We start from the raw sequence: 16,960 nt of genomic DNA, 5'->3' as shown, positions 1-16,960 counted from the left end.
ATGAACGCGCTTCATTTTACTGGTAATCAATCTTTCAGCCTAGAGCCTGCTGTTGCCGTAGCACCCCAGCCGGGCGAGGTCCAGCTGCAGGTGGCCTACTGTGGCGTCTGCGGCACGGATGTTCACATCTACCACGGGGCCATGCCGCACCGCTTGTCGTTGCCGCAAGTCATTGGCCACGAAGTATCGGCCGAAATCACTGCCTTGGGCGAGGGCGTGACCGGCTGGCAAGTGGGCGACCGGGTGACCGTGCGGCCCTTGCAGCCTGGCACCGAGGACCCGTCCGACAACGGACAGCACCACATCGGCAAAAACCTAAAATTTATTGGCATCGATACGCCTGGTGGTATGCAGACGCATTGGAATGTGCCAGCTCACACCCTGCACCGCCTCCCCGACAACCTGCCCCTGACCTTGGGCGCCATGATTGAGCCCTTGGCCGTAGCCTGCCACGACGTTCGCCTGGGCCAGGTGCAGGCCGAGGAGCACGTCGTCGTCATCGGCGGCGGCCCCATCGGGATACTCATCGCGCTGGTAGCCCGGCAGAAGGGCGCTCATGTCCTCATTTCAGAAGTAAATGCCGCCCGTTTGGAGATGGCCGAATCCTTGGGTTTGGCGGTGGTTAATCCGAGCACGACGGACTTGCTGGCGGAGGTGGAGCGCTTCACCAAAGGAGCCATGGCCGACGTGGTGTTCGAGGTTTCGGGTGTGGCCGCCGGCGTGGCCGCCATGACGCAGCTGCCCCGCGCACGGGGCCGAATGGTGATGGTAGCTATTCACGCCGACCCCAAGCCGCTGGACTTATTCCGGGTATTCTGGCGCGAGCTGCAGCTCATCGGCGTGCGCGTATACGAGCCGCAGGATTTTGAAGAAGCCATTGCCTTAGCCGAAAGCGGCACCCTGCCGCTGGAAAAACTCATCACGCAAATTGCGCCCCTGGCCGATGCGCAGTCGATTTTCACGGCCATCGACAACAACCCGGCGGGCATGAAATACTTACTGCAATGCTCGTAACAGTTGTCTGCTGAAGCAAACTTCTAAACGAGGTAGAAACGCGAACTATCTTCGCGTCTCGGCGTCCACATCGCCGGGAGCGTTCGGCTTTCACCGTTCAATGACAAGACACGGAGTATCGCGTCTCTACACCCCACGGATTCTTTTCATGAAACCCACCCCTTTCATCACTTTCCTCCTGCTCCTCACCCAAACAGCTTTTGCCGAAACGTGGTATGTGACCGGAACCGGCAACGATGCTAACAACGGCAAAACGCTGAAAACGGCCTTCCGTAGCCTGCAAAAGGCTGCCAACTTGGTGAATCCCGGCGACGTGGTGCTGGTGGGCAAGGGCATTTATACCAACGACAATACCGGCGACGGCGGCGCCGTAGTGTCCGTCGAGCGCTCGGGCAAGCCCAATGCCTGGATTACCTGGAAAGCTCTGCCCGGTCAGCGTCCCGAGATTCATCCTATCGGCTGGACTGGCATTCAAATTCGGGCCTCCTACCAAGTGTTTGAAGGCCTGACCGTACTGGGCAACAACGATTCCATTAAGCTAGAGGATGCCATCGCCGACTCTAAAATCGCCAAGGCCAACCCCTACTTCAATACCAATGGCATCTGCTTCGACGGCCGTAAAGCAAAGCCCGACGCCAAGCCCCACCACGTCGTCATTCGCAAGTGCGTGGTGGGCAAATGCGCCGGCGGCGGCATTACGGGCCTGCAGATTGACTACCTCACGGTGGAAGACTGTCAGGTCTTCAACAACGCCTGGTTCATGCGCTACGCCGGCTCGGGCATCACTTTGCTCGACAACTGGGCCTTCGACGATGCTCCTGGCTACCACGTCGTCATCCAGCGCAACCTGGTGTGGAACAACAAGACGCAGGTGCCGTGGGACCGCACCGGCAAGCTTAGCGACGGCAACGGCATCCTGCTTGATGTAACTGACCAGCCCACGGCCACCCCTGGCGCCACCAACCCCAACGGTGACCCTGTAGTGACCCCTGGTGCCACCAATCCCAACGGTGATCCTATCGTGACCCCTCCCGCCGCCCCGAAGCCGGAAGAGTTGAAACGGCCGGAGTGGAAAGGCCGGGCCCTGATTGCCAACAATGTGAGCGCCTACAACGGCGGCTCAGGCATCCACACCTTCCGTACCAAGCACGTCGACATCATCAACAACACTACGTACTGGAACGGACAGGTGGTGGGCTATGAAGAGTTGTTTGCCAACCGCTCCGAGGATGTGGTTATCCTTAACAATATCATGGTGCCCAAGCCCGGCGGCAAAGTGACCAGCAACAACCGCAACACCAACGTGCGCTGGGACTACAACCTCTACCCCGAAGCCCAGCAAGTAGTGACGGGCCCCCACGACTTGGTGGCCGACCCACAGTTTGTGGCGGCGCAAACCGACCTAAGCAAGGGCAATTTTCGGTTAGCCAAAGGCAGCAAGGCCCGTGATTCGGGCTGTGATGAAATACCCCAGCCGACGGATATCGTCGGCAAAACCCGGCCGCAGCAAGGGGCACGCGACCGGGGTGCTTTTGAGCAATAAACAGCCCTGATTCAGATACAGCCAAGGCAAAGAGTGAGCCTTGGCTGGGCGGCCGCTTTTCGGATGAAAGGCGGCCGCTGTTGTACCTAATATTTCTCTTTTTTAATTTTTCATCTTGAAAGCACTTCTCCTAACTGCGTTCCTAGGCATTGGCGTCTCAGCCAAGGTTGCCGCCACCACTTACTATGTCTCCTCGGGAGCAAACTCGCTCGTCACGGGCGTCAACGCCACGGGCGGTGGCCGGGGGCTGAGCCCAGGCCGGCCTTTTGCAACCATTCAGTACGCAGCCGACCGGACCAATCCCGGTGACACCGTCTTCGTGCGCCAAGGCACTTACGTCAACCAATATTCCTACAGCCCCGGCGTTGAAATCACGCGCTCAGGAGCACCCGGACAGTGGATAGTGTACCACAATTACCCCGGCGACACCCAGAAGCCCCTGCTCCAATTCAACACCTGGGAGGGCTTCAAGCTCGTTGGCAACATCTCCTACATCGAAATCAACGGTTTCCGCGTTCAGGGCAACAACCGCAATGTGAACTTGGCTGATGCCACTAACCAGCCCCGGAGCTGCGCCCTAAACGGCGCGGGCACGCCCGAGGGCCGCTACAACGGCAACGGGATTCTGTCCCGCGGCACCACCACCGTGGGTTCGCAAAATCCGCATCACCTGCGCTTCCTCAACAACGAGATATTTGAGTGTGGAGGCGCAGGCATTGGGGTCTTGCAGTCGGATTATGTGACTGTCGAGAACAACCTCATCTACGACACTTCCTGGTACACTATCTACGCCACCAGCGGCATCTCCATCTACCAAGCCTGGAACTACGATACCGCTCCCGGCTACCACATCATTGTGCGCAACAACCGCTGCTTTGGCAACCGCCTGTTTGTGCCGTGGTGGCGCGGGGGCACGTTCGGCTGCATGGGCATCACCGACGGCAACGGCATCATCATCGACGACAGCAAGAATACGCAGAATAGCTCCAAGCTCGGCGCCTACACCAGCCGCACTCTGGTCGCTAATAACTTGGTGGTGAACAACGGCGGTACGGGCATGCACTCCTTCATCAGCGAGCACGTCGATTTCATCAATAACACGTCCTACCACAACTCGCAGAGCCCAGAAATCAATGATGGCGAGATGTACGCCAACCGGTCGAACGACGTGCTGTTTCAAAACAACATCCTCTCGGCCGACGCCGGGCAAGTCGTTAACAGCAACGGCAGCAGCAACACCAATATCCGGTTCGTCAACAACCTGTACTTCGGCGGCACCACTGTAGCTGTCGCGGGCACCAACACCGTACGGGCCAACCCGCAGTTCGTGAACCCAACCACCAACTGGGCCACGGCCGATTTCCGCCTCGCCTCCACTAGCCCGGCCATCAATGCGGGTGTCAACAACCTGCTCTCAACCGTTGATTTGGCTGGTAACCCCCGCTTGGTGGGCGCTAACGTCGATTTAGGCGCTTATGAAAGTACCCTGCCCTTGTCCACGGCTGCTGCCCGCGCCAGCATGCCGCTGCAGATTTTTCCCAACCCGACCCACGGCACCGTGGAACTGTCGTTGCCGCGAATCGCGCTGGGTAGCAGCATACGAGTATTCGATGCAGTAGGGCGGCTTTGCCTCAGCCAGCCGGTGGCCGGCGAAAAGATGACTTTGTCGGTAGCAAACCTCCCTGCCGGGGTCTACAGTGTCCAAGTACAAACTCCAACCGGCCGCCTCACCCAGCGCCTGTCCGTCGACTAAAACCGGGCATTATTGCTCATCACAGCTCACTCGCTACTATCACCTCCTGCTTCTCTAAAAACAGCTGTCACTGAATGGATTTTTCGTTTTCTTTTTTTTCATCAAACCCTATCCATCCCAAAAACCCACCATGAAGAAATCACTTTTACTCCTTCTCCTAGCCATGGGCGGCTTCTCCAGCGCCCGAGCTACGAACTACTACGTGTCCAGCGGCGCCAACGCCCTGGTAGCGGGCGTCGACGACAACGCCGCTGGGCGCGGGCTCAGCCCCGGTATGCCCTTCGCCACCATCCAGTTCGCGGCCGACAAGACCTTGCCCGGCGACACGGTGTTCGTGCGCCAGGGCACTTACCAGGGCATATTCTCCACCAGTCAAACCCTCAACGTGACCCGGCCCGGCGCTGCCGGCGCCTGGATAGTGTATCGCAACTACCCGGCCGACGCGCAAAGGCCCTTGCTGCGAATCCGCAACAACGTCTTCCAAGGCATTCGCGTCGCCAACGCGGCGGCGTACATCGAAATCAACGGCCTACGCGTGCAGGGTAATAACCGCAGCGTGAAGCTGGCCGACGCCCTCAACCAGCCCAACAGCTGCGCCAATCCCAGTCCCACGGGCGGCACCCAGGGCATCTTCAACGCCAACGGCATCTCGACCGAAGGCAGTGCCGCCAACGGCTACCCCCACCACCTACGCTTCGTCAACAACGAGGTGTTTGAGTGCGGCGGGGCGGGCATCGGCACGGGCAGTTCCGACTATGTGACCATCGATAACAACTTGGTCTACAACAACTGCTGGTACACCAAGTTTGGCACCAGCGGAATCTCGATGAACGCCAGCGTGGCCTTCGACAACGCGCCGGGCTACCACATGGTCATTACCCGCAACCGCAGCTTCGGCAACCGCCTCTATGTGCCTTGGCGCAGCGGCACTAATTGCCGGGGCATCACCGACGGCAACGGCATCATCCTCGACGTGAACCTCGGCTACACTGGCCGGTTTTTGGTGGCCAACAACCTAGTCGCCAACAACGGCGGCAGCGGTTTTCAGTCCCTGCGCACGTCGAACATCGACCTCATCAACAACACATTTTACCAGAACTCGCGCAGCCCCGACCGCGCCAGCCCCGGCGACCGGACCGAAGTATTCACCAACCAGTCCAGCAACGTGCTGGTGCAAAACAACATTCTGGTCACCGACAACGAAACCAGGATTAACGCCAACTTCTCCACGCCGGGCCTGGTATACAACAACAACCTCTTTTTTGGCGGCATCGGCACCGGGGTGGCCGGCAACAACACGGTGACGGCCGACCCGCAGTTCATCAACGCCAGCGTGGACCCTTTCACGGCCGACTTCCGCCTCTTGCCCGGCAGCCCGGCCATCGACGCGGGCGTCAACAATCTGCTTTCCGCCACCGATTTGGCCGGTAACCCGCGCGTGGTAGGCGCCACCGTGGACATTGGCACTTACGAGTACGACGCGGCGCTCAGCCCGGTCTTTACGACCTGGGTAGGTGGCGGCACTGCCGACTGGAACACGGCGGCCAACTGGTCGGCGGGCGTGCCGTCGAGCACCCTGAACGGCTACATTCCGGCCAACGCGGCGCCCTACCCGGTCATCATCGCCAACACCACCATTCGGGACCTGGCCATCGGCAGCGGCGCTTCGCTAACCCTCAACGGCGGCGTGCTCGACGTGAAAGGCACACTCAACAACGGCGGCACCTTCACTGCCGCCCCCAGCGCCGCCATTGCCCTGACGGGCACTGCGCCGCAGGGCTTGGGCGGCTCCGGCACCATTGAGGTGTCGACGCTCACGTTGAACAACACGGCCGGAGCCGGCCTGGGCGGCCGGGTGCGCGTGCGCGGGGTGCTGACGCTGACGACGGGCACGCTCACGGCCAACGACCGGCTGACGCTGGTTTCGGACGCCGCGGGCACGGCGTTGATTGACAACGCGGGCGGCGTCGTGAATGGCAACGCCACCGTGCAGCGCTACGTCGACCCGAGCCAGAACCCCGGTTTGGGCTACCGCCACTACAGCTCGCCGGTGGCGGGCACCACCGTCGCGGACTTGACCACTGCCGGCTTTGTCCCCAACGTGAGCCAGGCCGCAGCTTACAACACGTCGGCCACGCCCGGCACCGTCACGCCCTTCCCCAACGTGTTTGGCTACGACCAAAGCCGGGTAACGCTCGCCAACAGCTACACGCCGTTTGACCGCGGTTTTGAGGTGCCGGCTAGCCTCACCACGGTCCTGGCCGTGGGCCGTGGCTACGCCGTGAACATCGACGCCGGACAGCGTGTGGACTTCGTGGGCGTGCCCACCACCGGCGACCAAACGGTGGCCCTGGCGCGCAATGCCGTAGGCACGGCCAACGAAGCTGACGCTGGCTGGCAATTGCTGGGCAATCCCTACCCCGCGCCCCTGGATTACAGCTTGGTGGCCCCCGTCGACCGCGCCAACCTCGACGCGGCCATCTACGTGAACGTGAGCACCAGCCAGTACAGCGGCACCTACCGCAGCTACGTCAACGGCATCGGCAACCCCGTGCTGCCGCTGGGCCAAGGCTTCTTTGCTCGCGTGGCCAGTGGCCAGACCAGCGCTTCGCTCACTTTCCGCAACAGCCAGCGCCTGACCGCGCCCAACAGCACCACCTTCCAGCGTGCCGCTGCCGATACACGGCCTTTGGTACACTTGGAGCTCCAAGGCGCGACGGGTGCTGCCGACGCCTTCTACACCTACGCCGAAACCGGCACGACCACGGACTTCGACGCCCAATACGACGCCCGCAAGCTGCCCAACTCCAGTGGTCTGAACCTGGCCTCGCAGGCCGGCAGCGGTGAGTCGCTCTCCATTGACGGCCGCCCGGTTTTCACCACCAGCACGGTGCTGGCGCTGACGGTGAGTGTGCCCGCCGCTGGCCCCTATACTCTGACGGCCGCGGCGCTCAACAACGTGCCCGCCACGCTCGACGCCCTGCTTACCGACGCCCTAACGGGCCAGACCGTGAACCTGCGCCAGCAGCCGGCCTACGCCTTCAGCGTGAGTCCAGCCGAAGCCACTGCCCTCATCAGCGGCCGCTTCCGCCTACGTTTCGCCGCACGTACGCCTCTGGCTAGCAAAGGCGCCCTGACGGCCGCTGCCGTAACCCTGTACCCCAACCCAGCTTACAGCACCTTCACAGTGGTGGTGCCTGCCGTAGCCGGCACCACGCAGCTGCGCGCCGATCTGCTCAACGCCCTGGGCCAGGTAGTGCGCCACCAAGAAGCAGCCCTGCCCGCCACCGGCGCCCGCCTCGCGGTAGATGCCAATGGCCTCGCCGCCGGCATCTATACTTTACGCCTGCAAGTGGGCGCTACTACGCTAGCCAAGCGCGTGGTCCTACAATAAGTGAAAGGCCCGCTTCAAAATGGAGCGGGCCATTTTCTCCATTAAGCCTCTTTGATTTTATGAAAAATATCTATTCTTCAGGTACGCTGCTCGTGGCCGTTTGGGCCCTCACCAGCATTTCGGCCTTGGCCCAACCGAGTTCAACTGGCCCCGGTCCCACAGTAACCACGGCCACCGAAACGCCGCTCGACGGCGGTGCTTCGCTACTTCTGGCGGGTGGTGTGGCCTACGGCCTGCGCAAGCTGCGGGCCCGTCGGCAAACACGCCCGTCTGACCTAAGTCGCTAAGTAATCAGCTACGTCCGCCTTGCTGCAGGAGGCACTTCCTTAGCTAAGGCGGACGTAGTTTTGATTAGCAATACTTTCTTCCTAAATACTATGAATTTCAAAACGATAGCCATCACAGTATTTTCTCAGCTACTACTTCTCAGTCATTCGGCTTATAGTCAAAAGACGCCGCCGCTCCCCGCTGCTTTAGCGCAGCTGAAACCCGTGAACATTTTTCCGGCCAACGCTGCTACCCAGTATACCTTCAGCGACGGCAACAAGGACAGCACGCCCAGCTCGTTTAGTGTAAAAACGCTCAATGATTCCCCGGTCTTCACTACGGAAGTACTAACCGCCAAACCCAGCCACTACAATGTGCAGTCAAGCTGGAAAAGCAGCTTGCCAGTGAAAAAAGGCGATGTGATGCTGGCCCGGCTGGCCATACACGCTGTTTACGCCAAGCAGGAGTCGGGCGAAGCGGTGGTGAATTTCTTTGTGCAGCAGGCCCAGCCACCGCACGATAAAAGCGTCATTATCGAGCTTAGCATCGGCCCCGAGTGGAAAACCATCGAGATTCCGTTTGTAGCCGCTGGCGATATGCCGGCCGGGGAGTCCGCCATTTGTATCTCCTATGGTTCCCTGGCTCAAAAAGTAGAAGTAGCCGACCTCCAGGTGCTGGATTTTGGCCAAAGCATTCCGCTGGCTCAACTGCCCACCACCCGCTTCAGCTACATGGGCCGCGAAGCCAACGCCGAATGGCGCACCAAAGCGCTGAAGCGAATAGCGGAAATTCGAACCGCCCCGCTCAACATTCAGGTAACCGATGCCAAGGGCCGGCCCGTGCCGGGCGCCAAAGTGAGCGCCCGTCTCGTGCAGCCCGATTTTGTATTCGGCACAGCCGTTTCGGTTAGAGAAATTAACGGCACTGGCCCGAGCGCGGAAACCTATAGAAAGACTTTACTGGAGCTGTTCAACACAGTCACCATCGACAATAATTTGAAATGGCAACCTTGGATAGATACCGCCAGCCGGCGCAAAACCAAGCTCGCTATGGGCTGGATTAGCGGCCACGGCTTGCGCCTGCGGGGCCACAACCTAATCTGGCCCAGTAAGAAATTTTCGCCCGATTTTGTCAAGCGGCAGCCCACCTTCGGCCTCGGATTGACCGATTCTATCCATAACCACATCCAGAACATAGTCTCCTACACCAAAGGAAAAGTCATTGCCTGGGATGTCATCAATGAGATGATGCACGAAAACGACTATTTTCAGGTGATGCCGCGTACGCAGGCTGCAGAGTGGTTTAAGGAAGCGAAGCAGCTTGACCCCAAGGCCCAGCTGTTTCTCAACGAGTATGGCATGCTCAACAGCGTGGCCAGCCCGCAGAACATCAAGTCCTTTCTCGCACTGGTGGAGGAATTGCGCGGCTACGGCGCGCCAATAGATGCCCTTGGCGTTCAGGGCCACGTGGGCCGACAGCCTCGCAACCCGGCGCAGGTCATTACCGATTTGGATATGTTTAAGGCCACTGGGCTGCCCGTTCAAATTACGGAGTTCGACATCAATATGCCCGATGAGCAGTTGCAGGCCGACTACACCCGCGACTTTTTAATTGCTTGCTACAGCCACCCGCTCGTGACGGGTTTTACCATGTGGGGCTTTTGGGAGGGCGCCCATTGGAAACCCGACGCGGCCATGTTCCGCAAAGACTGGACCCCGAAACCCAATGCCGCAGTTTGGCAGGATTTAGTAAAAAAACAGTGGAGCACTTCCATCAGCCAGACCACCGCACAGAGCGGCCAGGTAAAAGCCCGTGGGCATTTGGGCCGCTACGAAATAACAGTTACAAAAGGCGGCTCCGTCGTTAAAATATCCCATCAGCTTACCAAAGCGGGACTACCAGCTAAAATAAAAATTTAGCTTATTCAACTCCGGCTGTAGTCTACTGATTGACTACCTGAGTGTAGTTGTTCACCGGCTTGCAGCTCGGGTGTTTTAATTAAACCCAACATGATAAAAAGAAGAGATTTCCTGAGGAATACGGGAGTGCTGTGCGCTGGCTTATCACTTAGCCCTTTTGCAAGCTACGCTCAGCTTCTGAGTGACGACCCGAAATTTGTGTCGCAACGTCCGGCGCTAAAAGACCGGCGATTTACCAGCAAGGCAATTGAAGAGCAAATAATTAAGGTCAAGAAGAAAATAAAAGACCCGGAACTGGCCTGGATGTTTGAGAATTGCTTTCCAAATACTCTGGACACCACCGTGACGGTGGGTGAGCTGAATGGCAAGCCCGATACATATGTAATAACCGGCGACATCGACGCCATGTGGCTGCGCGATTCGTCGGCACAAGTCTGGCCGTATCTGCCCTTTATGAAGAAGGATAAGGCGCTGGAAAAATTAATTACTGGGGTAATTAATCGCCATGCGCGTTATGTGATGATTGACCCGTATGCGAATGCTTTTTATCAGGATGCGAGCCGTACCGCAGAGTGGCGGAAAGAGGAAACGGAAATGAAGCCGGGTGTGCACGAACGGAAGTGGGAAGTAGACTCGCTTTGCTATGTAATACGGCTGGCGCACGGGTATTGGAAAGCGGGCGGCACGCCTTCTTGCTTCGACCAGGAGTGGCTGGCCGCGATGAAGGTGATTGTGAAAACGTTTAAAGAGCAGCAGCGCAAGGACAATATTGGTCCGTATCGTTTTAGAAGGAAAACTGACCGGCCCACCGATACTGCTGCTGCTTCCGGCTACGGCAATCTGAGTAAGCCTAATGGATTAATCTGTTCGGTTTTCCGGCCTTCGGATGACGGCACGGTGTTTCCGTACTTGATACCCTCTAATTTTTTCGCGGTTAAGTCTTTGCGACAGTTAGCCGAAATGGCAGAGGCTATTTTGCAACAGAAAGAATTTGCTGCAGAATGCACAAACTTGGCCGATGAGGTACATACTGCTTTAAAAGAATACGCGGTAGTTGACCACAAAAAATTCGGCAAAATGCTGGCCTATGAGATTGATGGCTTTGGCTCCTTTTATTTGATTGATGACGCCAATGTTCCCAGCCTGCTGTCACTGCCCTATTTAGATGCTATCGGGGCCGACGACCAGACGCTGTATCAGAATACCCGCAAGTTCTTACTGTCTTACGGCGACAATCCATATTATGCCAAGGGCAAAATTGCCGAAGGAATATCTGGGCCCCACGCTGGAAAAGATAATATCTGGCCCATGAGCATTATCATCCGGGCGATGACTTCCAATCAGGATGAAGACATTTTAAATAGTCTGAAAACGCTTAAAGCCACTCACGCTAATACTGGCTTTATGCACGAGTCATTCTATAAGGATGATGCCAGCCGCTTTACGCGCAAATGGTTTGCCTGGGCTAACACGCTTTTTGGTGAATTCATCGTTAAGGTAGCAGACGAAAAACCTTATTTATTAAGCAAACCGGTTTAGTGAATTGTGGTCCGCAATTATTGAAGCTTAATTAGCGTGGCCCTGTTTGCCTCCCCCGGCCCCTTTCTCGCGGAAAGAGGGGCCGGGGGAGGCAAACAGGGCCACGCGTTATCCGGTGCGGTACTTTTTGCTTGGGGCGGCGGATACCGTACCATTGCGAAGGGAAGACTTGCGGACAACAAGGGCAGGAGACAGTACGACCTGCTGCATAGAGAGCGGCGTCACCTTGCCCCGGGGTTTCAGCTCTTCCAGTAAAATGTCGATGACGTGCTGAGCGATGCGCTCAACAGGCTGCGCAATCACGGTAATAGCTGGTTCATAGAGTCGGAACAGGTCATGGTCGTCGTAGGATATGACGCCCAAAGCGGTAGGAATGGACAATTCCAAACGAGAAATGGCTTCCAGACCGTAAATCCCTAAGTAATTGGTGGAAAAAATGATGGCATCGCACTGCCGGTTGGCTTGGATAAACGCGGTAATATCGGCAATGGCTTTAGCGGCATCCTTCGTCTCGGCCACTCGCTTCACAGTTTGCAGAAGGCTATGTTCTTCCAATACCCGGGCATAACCGTGCAGACGCTCCTCCATCTGGGTTTGGGTAGAGTCGGTGGTAACGAAGGCGATATTCGTAAATCCTTCGTCCAGCAGGTGTTGGGTAGCGGCGGAGGTTCCCGCGGCCCCATCTACTACAACGTAGTTGGTGAGCAGTTCCGGCAGAAAACGGTCGAACAGCACGGTAGGAATTTGCTCGCGCAAGATGGTGCGCAGATCTTCCTCGATGCCTTTGGCCGGCACGATGATGTAGCCATCCACATGCCGTTCCTGAAACATGGAAATGAGTTCTTTGGTCTTTTCAGTGTTATTATCGGTGCTACAATAAATAATTCGATATCCGCGCTCAAAGGCTTGCTTCTCAATAAGCCAAGCTACCATAGCAAAGAACGGATTGGAAATATCCTCCACGACCAAGCCGATGACCTGCGTTTTACCCGTTCGCAGGCTTTTGGCCAGTTGGTTGGGCTTGTAGCCCACCTCATCCACGTATGCCCGCACCCGCTGCGCTACGGCGTCGCTGATGCGGCTCTGCTTGGCTTTGCCATTCAGAACGAGCGATACCGTCGCGGTAGATACTTTCAGGTGCTTGGCAATGTCGCTTATCAGCGTCCGCTTTTTCAATTTATGGCTCCTCTCGGATTTGCAGTTGTGAATTCTCTTAAACAGTGTTGAATTGCCGCCTTACTTTCAAGTGAGGTTTGGATCATTCAAAATCTGCTAAAACGTATTTGCAAGCGGAATATGGGACTTTTTATTGAATTGACTTTTGATACGGGCTCGTCTTGAAAAATCGTATAGAATCCTCCAGACCTCCCGAACTGTTCTATGCCTTGCTTTATACCTAATTGAAAGCCTCAGACAAACAACACGTTATGCACCAACAATATCGTTGTTAGTATGCCAACCTACTTTATAACAAAGCTTTAGACACGTCGAAACGAATTGCTACAAATGTTCGAAATTGCTAAAACCTTTTAGCTTTGCATGAGGGCTCTACGCACTCTTGTTAGTACTTCTCTAAGAAGACCATGAGGGTGCTGCAATCCTTACTTTAGCAGCCGCTCGTGCTACCCTACTGCGCTGCCTAAGACTAGTTTATTTTCCATGCTTCCACCTGCTTACCATTACTCCGTGGTAGCTATGTTTCACTGCTCACCAACCCAATACTTGCTCACGGCTCCACAATGAGTAACAAACTCATGAGGCTTTTGACATCCGGTTGGCGGGTGCAGCAATTGAACAAAAACCATTGGTAACAAGACGGTGAGGCCTCTGCCCGCTAGTCATCAAACAAATCCAGCTTCCACTCTACCACAACACCAAAAACAAGCTGCCCTAAGCTGCAAAGCCACTTGGTAATATGGAGGGGGTTTATCCGTTTACTTTGACCAGATACTTAATACTTGCTTAACATACGTCCATTTATTAGGCCATTTGCCCGCTTCATAGCTGAGCACTAGCCACCTGTCTGGTCTCATCTTCTCGTCCATCTTTTTACAAACTTCCTTTCTCATGGCGTCCATCTCTCCTACTCTAACCAATGCACCTGCTGGCACTGATACGCAGCAGCGCTACACCACAGCGCTGAGCGCAGTTACCACCTTGTTTTTCCTATGGGGCTTCATCACCTGTCTCAACGACATTCTGATACCCTACCTGAAGGCCATTTTTCAGCTAAGTTTCGCGCAGGCCAACCTGATTAACCTGTGCTTTTTTGGGGCCTATTTTATGGTCAGCATTCCGGCTGGCCGGCTGGTGGCACAGGTAGGCTATAAGCGCGGCATGCTCATCGGGTTTGCAGTGGCCGCACTGGGTGCCTACCTGTTTTACCCAGCGGCTGCGCAGCGGGTGTATGGGTTGTTTCTGGGCGCGCTGTTTGTGCTGGCGTCTGGCATCACCATCCTGCAGGTAGCGGCCAATCCCTACGTGTCCATTCTGGGGCCAGCGAAGTCGGCCGCGGCGCGGCTCACGCTCACGCAGGCGTTCAATTCCTTGGGTACCTTCTTGGCGCCGCTGTTGGGCAGCGCCCTTATCCTGAGTCGCCTACCCAAGCTCAACACCGCCGACAGTGCTGCCACCATCGACGTGACGGCCGTGCAAATTCCCTACCTGGTTATTGGCACGGTGCTGCTGCTCATCAGCCTGATGCTGAGCCGGGTTAGCCTGCCGCAGATTGAACAGGCCACCGAAGAAGTAAATGCCGTTGACGCGGGCTCGACCCGGGCCTGGCACTACCGGCATCTGGTGCTCGGGGTAGTGGGAATTTTCGCCTACGTAGGGGCTGAAGTAGCTATTGGCTCCCACCTTGTCAACTACCTAGCCTTGCCCGACGTGATGGCGCTTGACCCTGAGGCAGCGGGTAAGCGAGTTTCCCTATATTGGGGCGCGGCCATGGTTGGCCGCTTCATGGGTGCGTACTTGCTCAACAAATTTTCACCGGCCAAGCTGTTAGCTTTCAACGCCGTATGCGCAGCGGCTCTGGTACTTATCTCCATCAATACTTCGGGCGAAATAGCCATGTGGAGCCTACTGGCCGTGGGTCTGATGAATTCCATTATGTGGCCCGTGATTTTCCCGCTGGCTCTGGCCGGGCTGGGGCGGCACACCGAAGCAGGCTCGGGCCTACTGTGCACAGCCGTGGTAGGCGGGGCGCTCGTCCCAATGCTGTTTGGGGTGGTGGCCGACAATAGCGGGCTGCGCATTGCCCTGCTGCTGCCGGTGCTGTGCTACCTCTACATTATGTGGTATGGCTTGCGCGGCAGCCGCCATACTGCGCCGGTCACTGCCACTGCGCACGCCTAAGCTAAAAAATAGGTAAGCCCGAGCGGAGTTCTGACCGGCTTAACACCAGTGTTGCGCAAAGCTTCAACTTCTAGCGAAACATCTCGCGTGTTGTCACTAACCCTTTTTTGATGATTGGATTAGGGACAGCACGCGAGATGTTTCAACTCCGCTCAGCCTGACGGGCTTTTCAAAAGGACGTCCCGGTTAGGTGGATAAGCTTCCTAGTCGCTGATTTTGTCTTTTACTTTTCGGGCGCCGCGCAGGGTGTGAAACTCGCCCTGGAAGGAGCGGATGCGCAGCCGTTCTTCGAGGGGCAGCTCGGTGCGCACTTGCTCGTAGCGCTCGTTGAGACGGGCGAGCACCTGCCCGGCATTGTCCCAGTCTTGGTAGCTCCATTTGCGGCGCTCGTCACGGGTCGTTGTCATGAAGCGGTCGTAGAGGTCGGGGAGCTGGCTGGCGCTGGCCTGGGCCAGGTTTATATCGGTTTGCAGCAGGTGCTGCTGTACCGGTTCGGAGGCGGTGGTGCGCTGGGTGGCGGCGCGGGCCCGGGGCTTGGCCAGCAGGTCGCCGGAGGGGCGCGCTCCGGTTAGCTCGCCGCGCCGACGCAGGCTATCGGTGGTGGATTGGGCGCGGAGACTGCCAGACAGGCCGGTCAGCAGCAGAAAAAAGAAGGTTGCAGATTTCATGAGAACGCAAAAAGAAAACGATAATGGGGCCTTTAACGCAATCAGCGGGCCAAGCGTATTTAACTGGGTGGCCTAGTTTCAGTTTTTTCGCCGCAATTTCGTGTTTTGCCGCTTATGACTTCTGACGCCCCTGCCGCGCCGCCGCGCATTGAGCCTGCTACGCTCAAAGACATTCCGACCATTATTCAACTCGCCGAGGCTACTTGGGAGCCCACGTACCGATTCATTATTTCGGGCGACCAACTAGAGTACATGTACCGGGTCATTTATTCGCCGGCGTCGCTCAAGCGGCAGATGGTGGAGCAGCACCACTCGTTTTTGCTGGCGTACGTGGCCGGCGAGCCCGCCGGATTTGCGTCCTTTAGCCCGCTGCCGGCCGAAACAGAAGGCGGCGGGGCGGGCCATAAGCTGCACAAGATTTACGTGCTACCCACCCGGCAGGGCCAGGGCCTGGGCGTATACCTGATTGAGGCTGTAGAAAACGCTGCCCGCCAGGCCGGGGGCCGCTTCCTCGACCTCAACGTGAACCGCTACAACCCCGCCATTGCCTTCTACGAGCGGCGAGGCTTTGTGCGGCAGCGCGAAATCGACGTGCCCATCGGGCCATATTTTATGAACGACTACATTATGCGGAAACGCCTCGCTTGATGAGCGCTGAAGTATGAGAAACCTTTGCTCTTCCTGCTTCTACCTTACCAAATGCCGTTCGTAAACGCTTCATTCCTCACTCTCCATTCTCCACTAAGCAAAACATCTCATGGCCACCAAACTCACCGTTCTTTCCAATGGCTCCCTCCGCGTAGAGGGCGAAGACATCGAGCTAGTTGACGCCCAGGGCCAGCCGTACGGGCTGGGCGGTCGCCAGCGCATCAGCATCTGTCGCTGCGGACTCTCGAAGCAAAAACCATTCTGCGACGGCTCGCACAAAGGGCATTTCGAACATGACGCTACGGCGTTTGACCTGCCCGCTCCGAAACCGGCCGTGTAACTCTCGTACTACAGCGAAAAAGCCCGCTGACCGTTGGTCAGCGGGCTTTTTCGCTTCAGAAAGCTGGCTCCTACTCCACCAAGCGCTGAGTAAGCTGGCCGCAACGCACTACATAGGTGCCAGCGGGCAGGCCGCTTAGCAGCCTCGGCAGTGGCTGGGGCGGAGTAGCGGCGTACGGTACGGCCCACAACTCGGGTGATTTACACGTACGGCTGATGGCACTGAATTTTGACCCCCCCGAAAATGTGTGCCAAGAGGATGGCACACATTTTCAGGGGGGGTCAAAATTCAGTGCCATGTTTGGCGCGTACCTTACCGAACTAGTAGGCACGACGCATTCCCCCCCAGCCGGCCTCCATACGAAACCCAAGGCGAAGAGAAGAGTGCTCGAGATGACCCGCTAGATCCAGGCCGAAGCCAACGCCCTAGTCACTTCTATTGGAGCCCACTAGGCTATGCTGCCCAACTAGTGTCCCCTCGTAACGGACGAAAACGCCTCCGTTGTTGCTACGCCGGAG

12 protein-coding genes are annotated in these 16,960 nt (G+C 57.2%); 10 read left to right on the top strand and 2 right to left on the bottom strand.

The genetic code is table 11. The features are described 5' to 3' along the window. The 7 genes from WX88_RS05375 (at position 1) to WX88_RS05345 (ending at position 11,429) form a co-directional block, all read left to right on the top strand. Complete coding sequence (locus WX88_RS05375) at positions 1–1,014, top strand: (R,R)-butanediol dehydrogenase (protein ID WP_046243306.1); 1,014 nt, start codon at positions 1–3, stop codon at positions 1,012–1,014. Positions 1,015–1,162: 148 nt separating this feature from the next. Continuing rightward, a complete protein-coding gene (locus WX88_RS05370; RefSeq protein ID WP_046243305.1) occupies positions 1,163–2,557 on the top strand; it encodes a right-handed parallel beta-helix repeat-containing protein in 1,395 nt (464 codons plus the stop codon). Positions 2,558–2,672: 115 nt separating this feature from the next. Beyond that, positions 2,673–4,310, top strand: a complete 1,638-nt coding sequence (locus WX88_RS05365; protein ID WP_052732370.1) for a choice-of-anchor Q domain-containing protein — start codon at positions 2,673–2,675, stop codon at positions 4,308–4,310. A 130-nt stretch (positions 4,311–4,440) separates the two neighbouring features. Next, positions 4,441–7,704 carry a choice-of-anchor Q domain-containing protein gene (locus WX88_RS27250; protein WP_082115860.1) on the top strand — a complete coding sequence of 1,088 codons (3,264 nt, stop codon included), beginning with the start codon at positions 4,441–4,443 and terminating at the stop codon, positions 7,702–7,704. 59 nt (positions 7,705–7,763) lie between these two features. Continuing rightward, positions 7,764–7,991, top strand: a complete 228-nt coding sequence (locus tag WX88_RS05355) for a PID-CTERM protein-sorting domain-containing protein (protein ID WP_046243304.1) — start codon at positions 7,764–7,766, stop codon at positions 7,989–7,991. A gap of 204 nt (positions 7,992–8,195) precedes the next feature. Further along, the gene (locus WX88_RS05350; protein ID WP_197076680.1) at positions 8,196–9,890 is read left to right on the top strand and encodes an endo-1,4-beta-xylanase; all 1,695 of its coding nucleotides are present in this window, start codon (positions 8,196–8,198) and stop codon (positions 9,888–9,890) included. Positions 9,891–9,980: 90 nt separating this feature from the next. Further along, on the top strand, positions 9,981–11,429 hold the full coding sequence (locus WX88_RS05345; protein WP_156175952.1) for a glycoside hydrolase family 125 protein: 1,449 nt from the start codon (positions 9,981–9,983) through the stop codon (positions 11,427–11,429). Positions 11,430–11,537: 108 nt separating this feature from the next. Here the strand turns inward: WX88_RS05345 and WX88_RS05340 are convergent, their stop codons facing one another. Next, complete coding sequence (locus WX88_RS05340; RefSeq protein ID WP_046243302.1) at positions 11,538–12,605, bottom strand: LacI family DNA-binding transcriptional regulator; 1,068 nt, start codon at positions 12,603–12,605, stop codon at positions 11,538–11,540. Positions 12,606–13,496: 891 nt separating this feature from the next. On the opposite strand from WX88_RS05340, the gene WX88_RS05335 reads away from it, so the two are divergent. Continuing rightward, on the top strand, positions 13,497–14,786 hold the full coding sequence (locus WX88_RS05335; RefSeq protein WP_046243301.1) for a sugar MFS transporter: 1,290 nt from the start codon (positions 13,497–13,499) through the stop codon (positions 14,784–14,786). Positions 14,787–14,989: 203 nt separating this feature from the next. Here WX88_RS05335 and WX88_RS05330 read toward each other — a convergent pair whose 3' ends face one another. Beyond that, a complete protein-coding gene (locus tag WX88_RS05330) occupies positions 14,990–15,454 on the bottom strand; it encodes a hypothetical protein (protein WP_046243300.1) in 465 nt (154 codons plus the stop codon). 114 nt (positions 15,455–15,568) lie between these two features. Between WX88_RS05330 and WX88_RS05325 the strand changes: the two genes are divergently transcribed. After that, the gene (locus WX88_RS05325; RefSeq protein WP_046243299.1) at positions 15,569–16,102 is read left to right on the top strand and encodes a GNAT family N-acetyltransferase; all 534 of its coding nucleotides are present in this window, start codon (positions 15,569–15,571) and stop codon (positions 16,100–16,102) included. Positions 16,103–16,211: 109 nt separating this feature from the next. Continuing rightward, the gene (locus WX88_RS05320; RefSeq protein WP_046243298.1) at positions 16,212–16,442 is read left to right on the top strand and encodes a CDGSH iron-sulfur domain-containing protein; all 231 of its coding nucleotides are present in this window, start codon (positions 16,212–16,214) and stop codon (positions 16,440–16,442) included. Positions 16,443–16,960 lie beyond the last annotated feature (518 nt).

The sequence above is a fragment of the Hymenobacter terrenus genome, assembly GCF_000972495.1.
GTDB lineage: Bacteria > Bacteroidota > Bacteroidia > Cytophagales > Hymenobacteraceae > Hymenobacter > Hymenobacter terrenus.
This window is presented reverse-complemented; position numbering and strand designations above follow the sequence as displayed.

Coding starts and splice junctions, on each gene's coding strand:
- WX88_RS05375 (WP_046243306.1), top strand. CDS start 1: ATGAACGCGCTTCATTTTACTGGTAATCAATCTTTCAGCCTAGAGCCT.
- WX88_RS05370 (WP_046243305.1), top strand. CDS start 1,163: ATGAAACCCACCCCTTTCATCACTTTCCTCCTGCTCCTCACCCAAACA.
- WX88_RS27250 (WP_082115860.1), top strand. CDS start 4,441: ATGAAGAAATCACTTTTACTCCTTCTCCTAGCCATGGGCGGCTTCTCC.
- WX88_RS05355 (WP_046243304.1), top strand. CDS start 7,764: ATGAAAAATATCTATTCTTCAGGTACGCTGCTCGTGGCCGTTTGGGCC.
- WX88_RS05345 (WP_156175952.1), top strand. CDS start 9,981: ATGATAAAAAGAAGAGATTTCCTGAGGAATACGGGAGTGCTGTGCGCT.
- WX88_RS05335 (WP_046243301.1), top strand. CDS start 13,497: ATGGCGTCCATCTCTCCTACTCTAACCAATGCACCTGCTGGCACTGAT.
- WX88_RS05330 (WP_046243300.1), bottom strand. CDS start 15,454: ATGAAATCTGCAACCTTCTTTTTTCTGCTGCTGACCGGCCTGTCTGGC.
- WX88_RS05325 (WP_046243299.1), top strand. CDS start 15,569: ATGACTTCTGACGCCCCTGCCGCGCCGCCGCGCATTGAGCCTGCTACG.
- WX88_RS05320 (WP_046243298.1), top strand. CDS start 16,212: ATGGCCACCAAACTCACCGTTCTTTCCAATGGCTCCCTCCGCGTAGAG.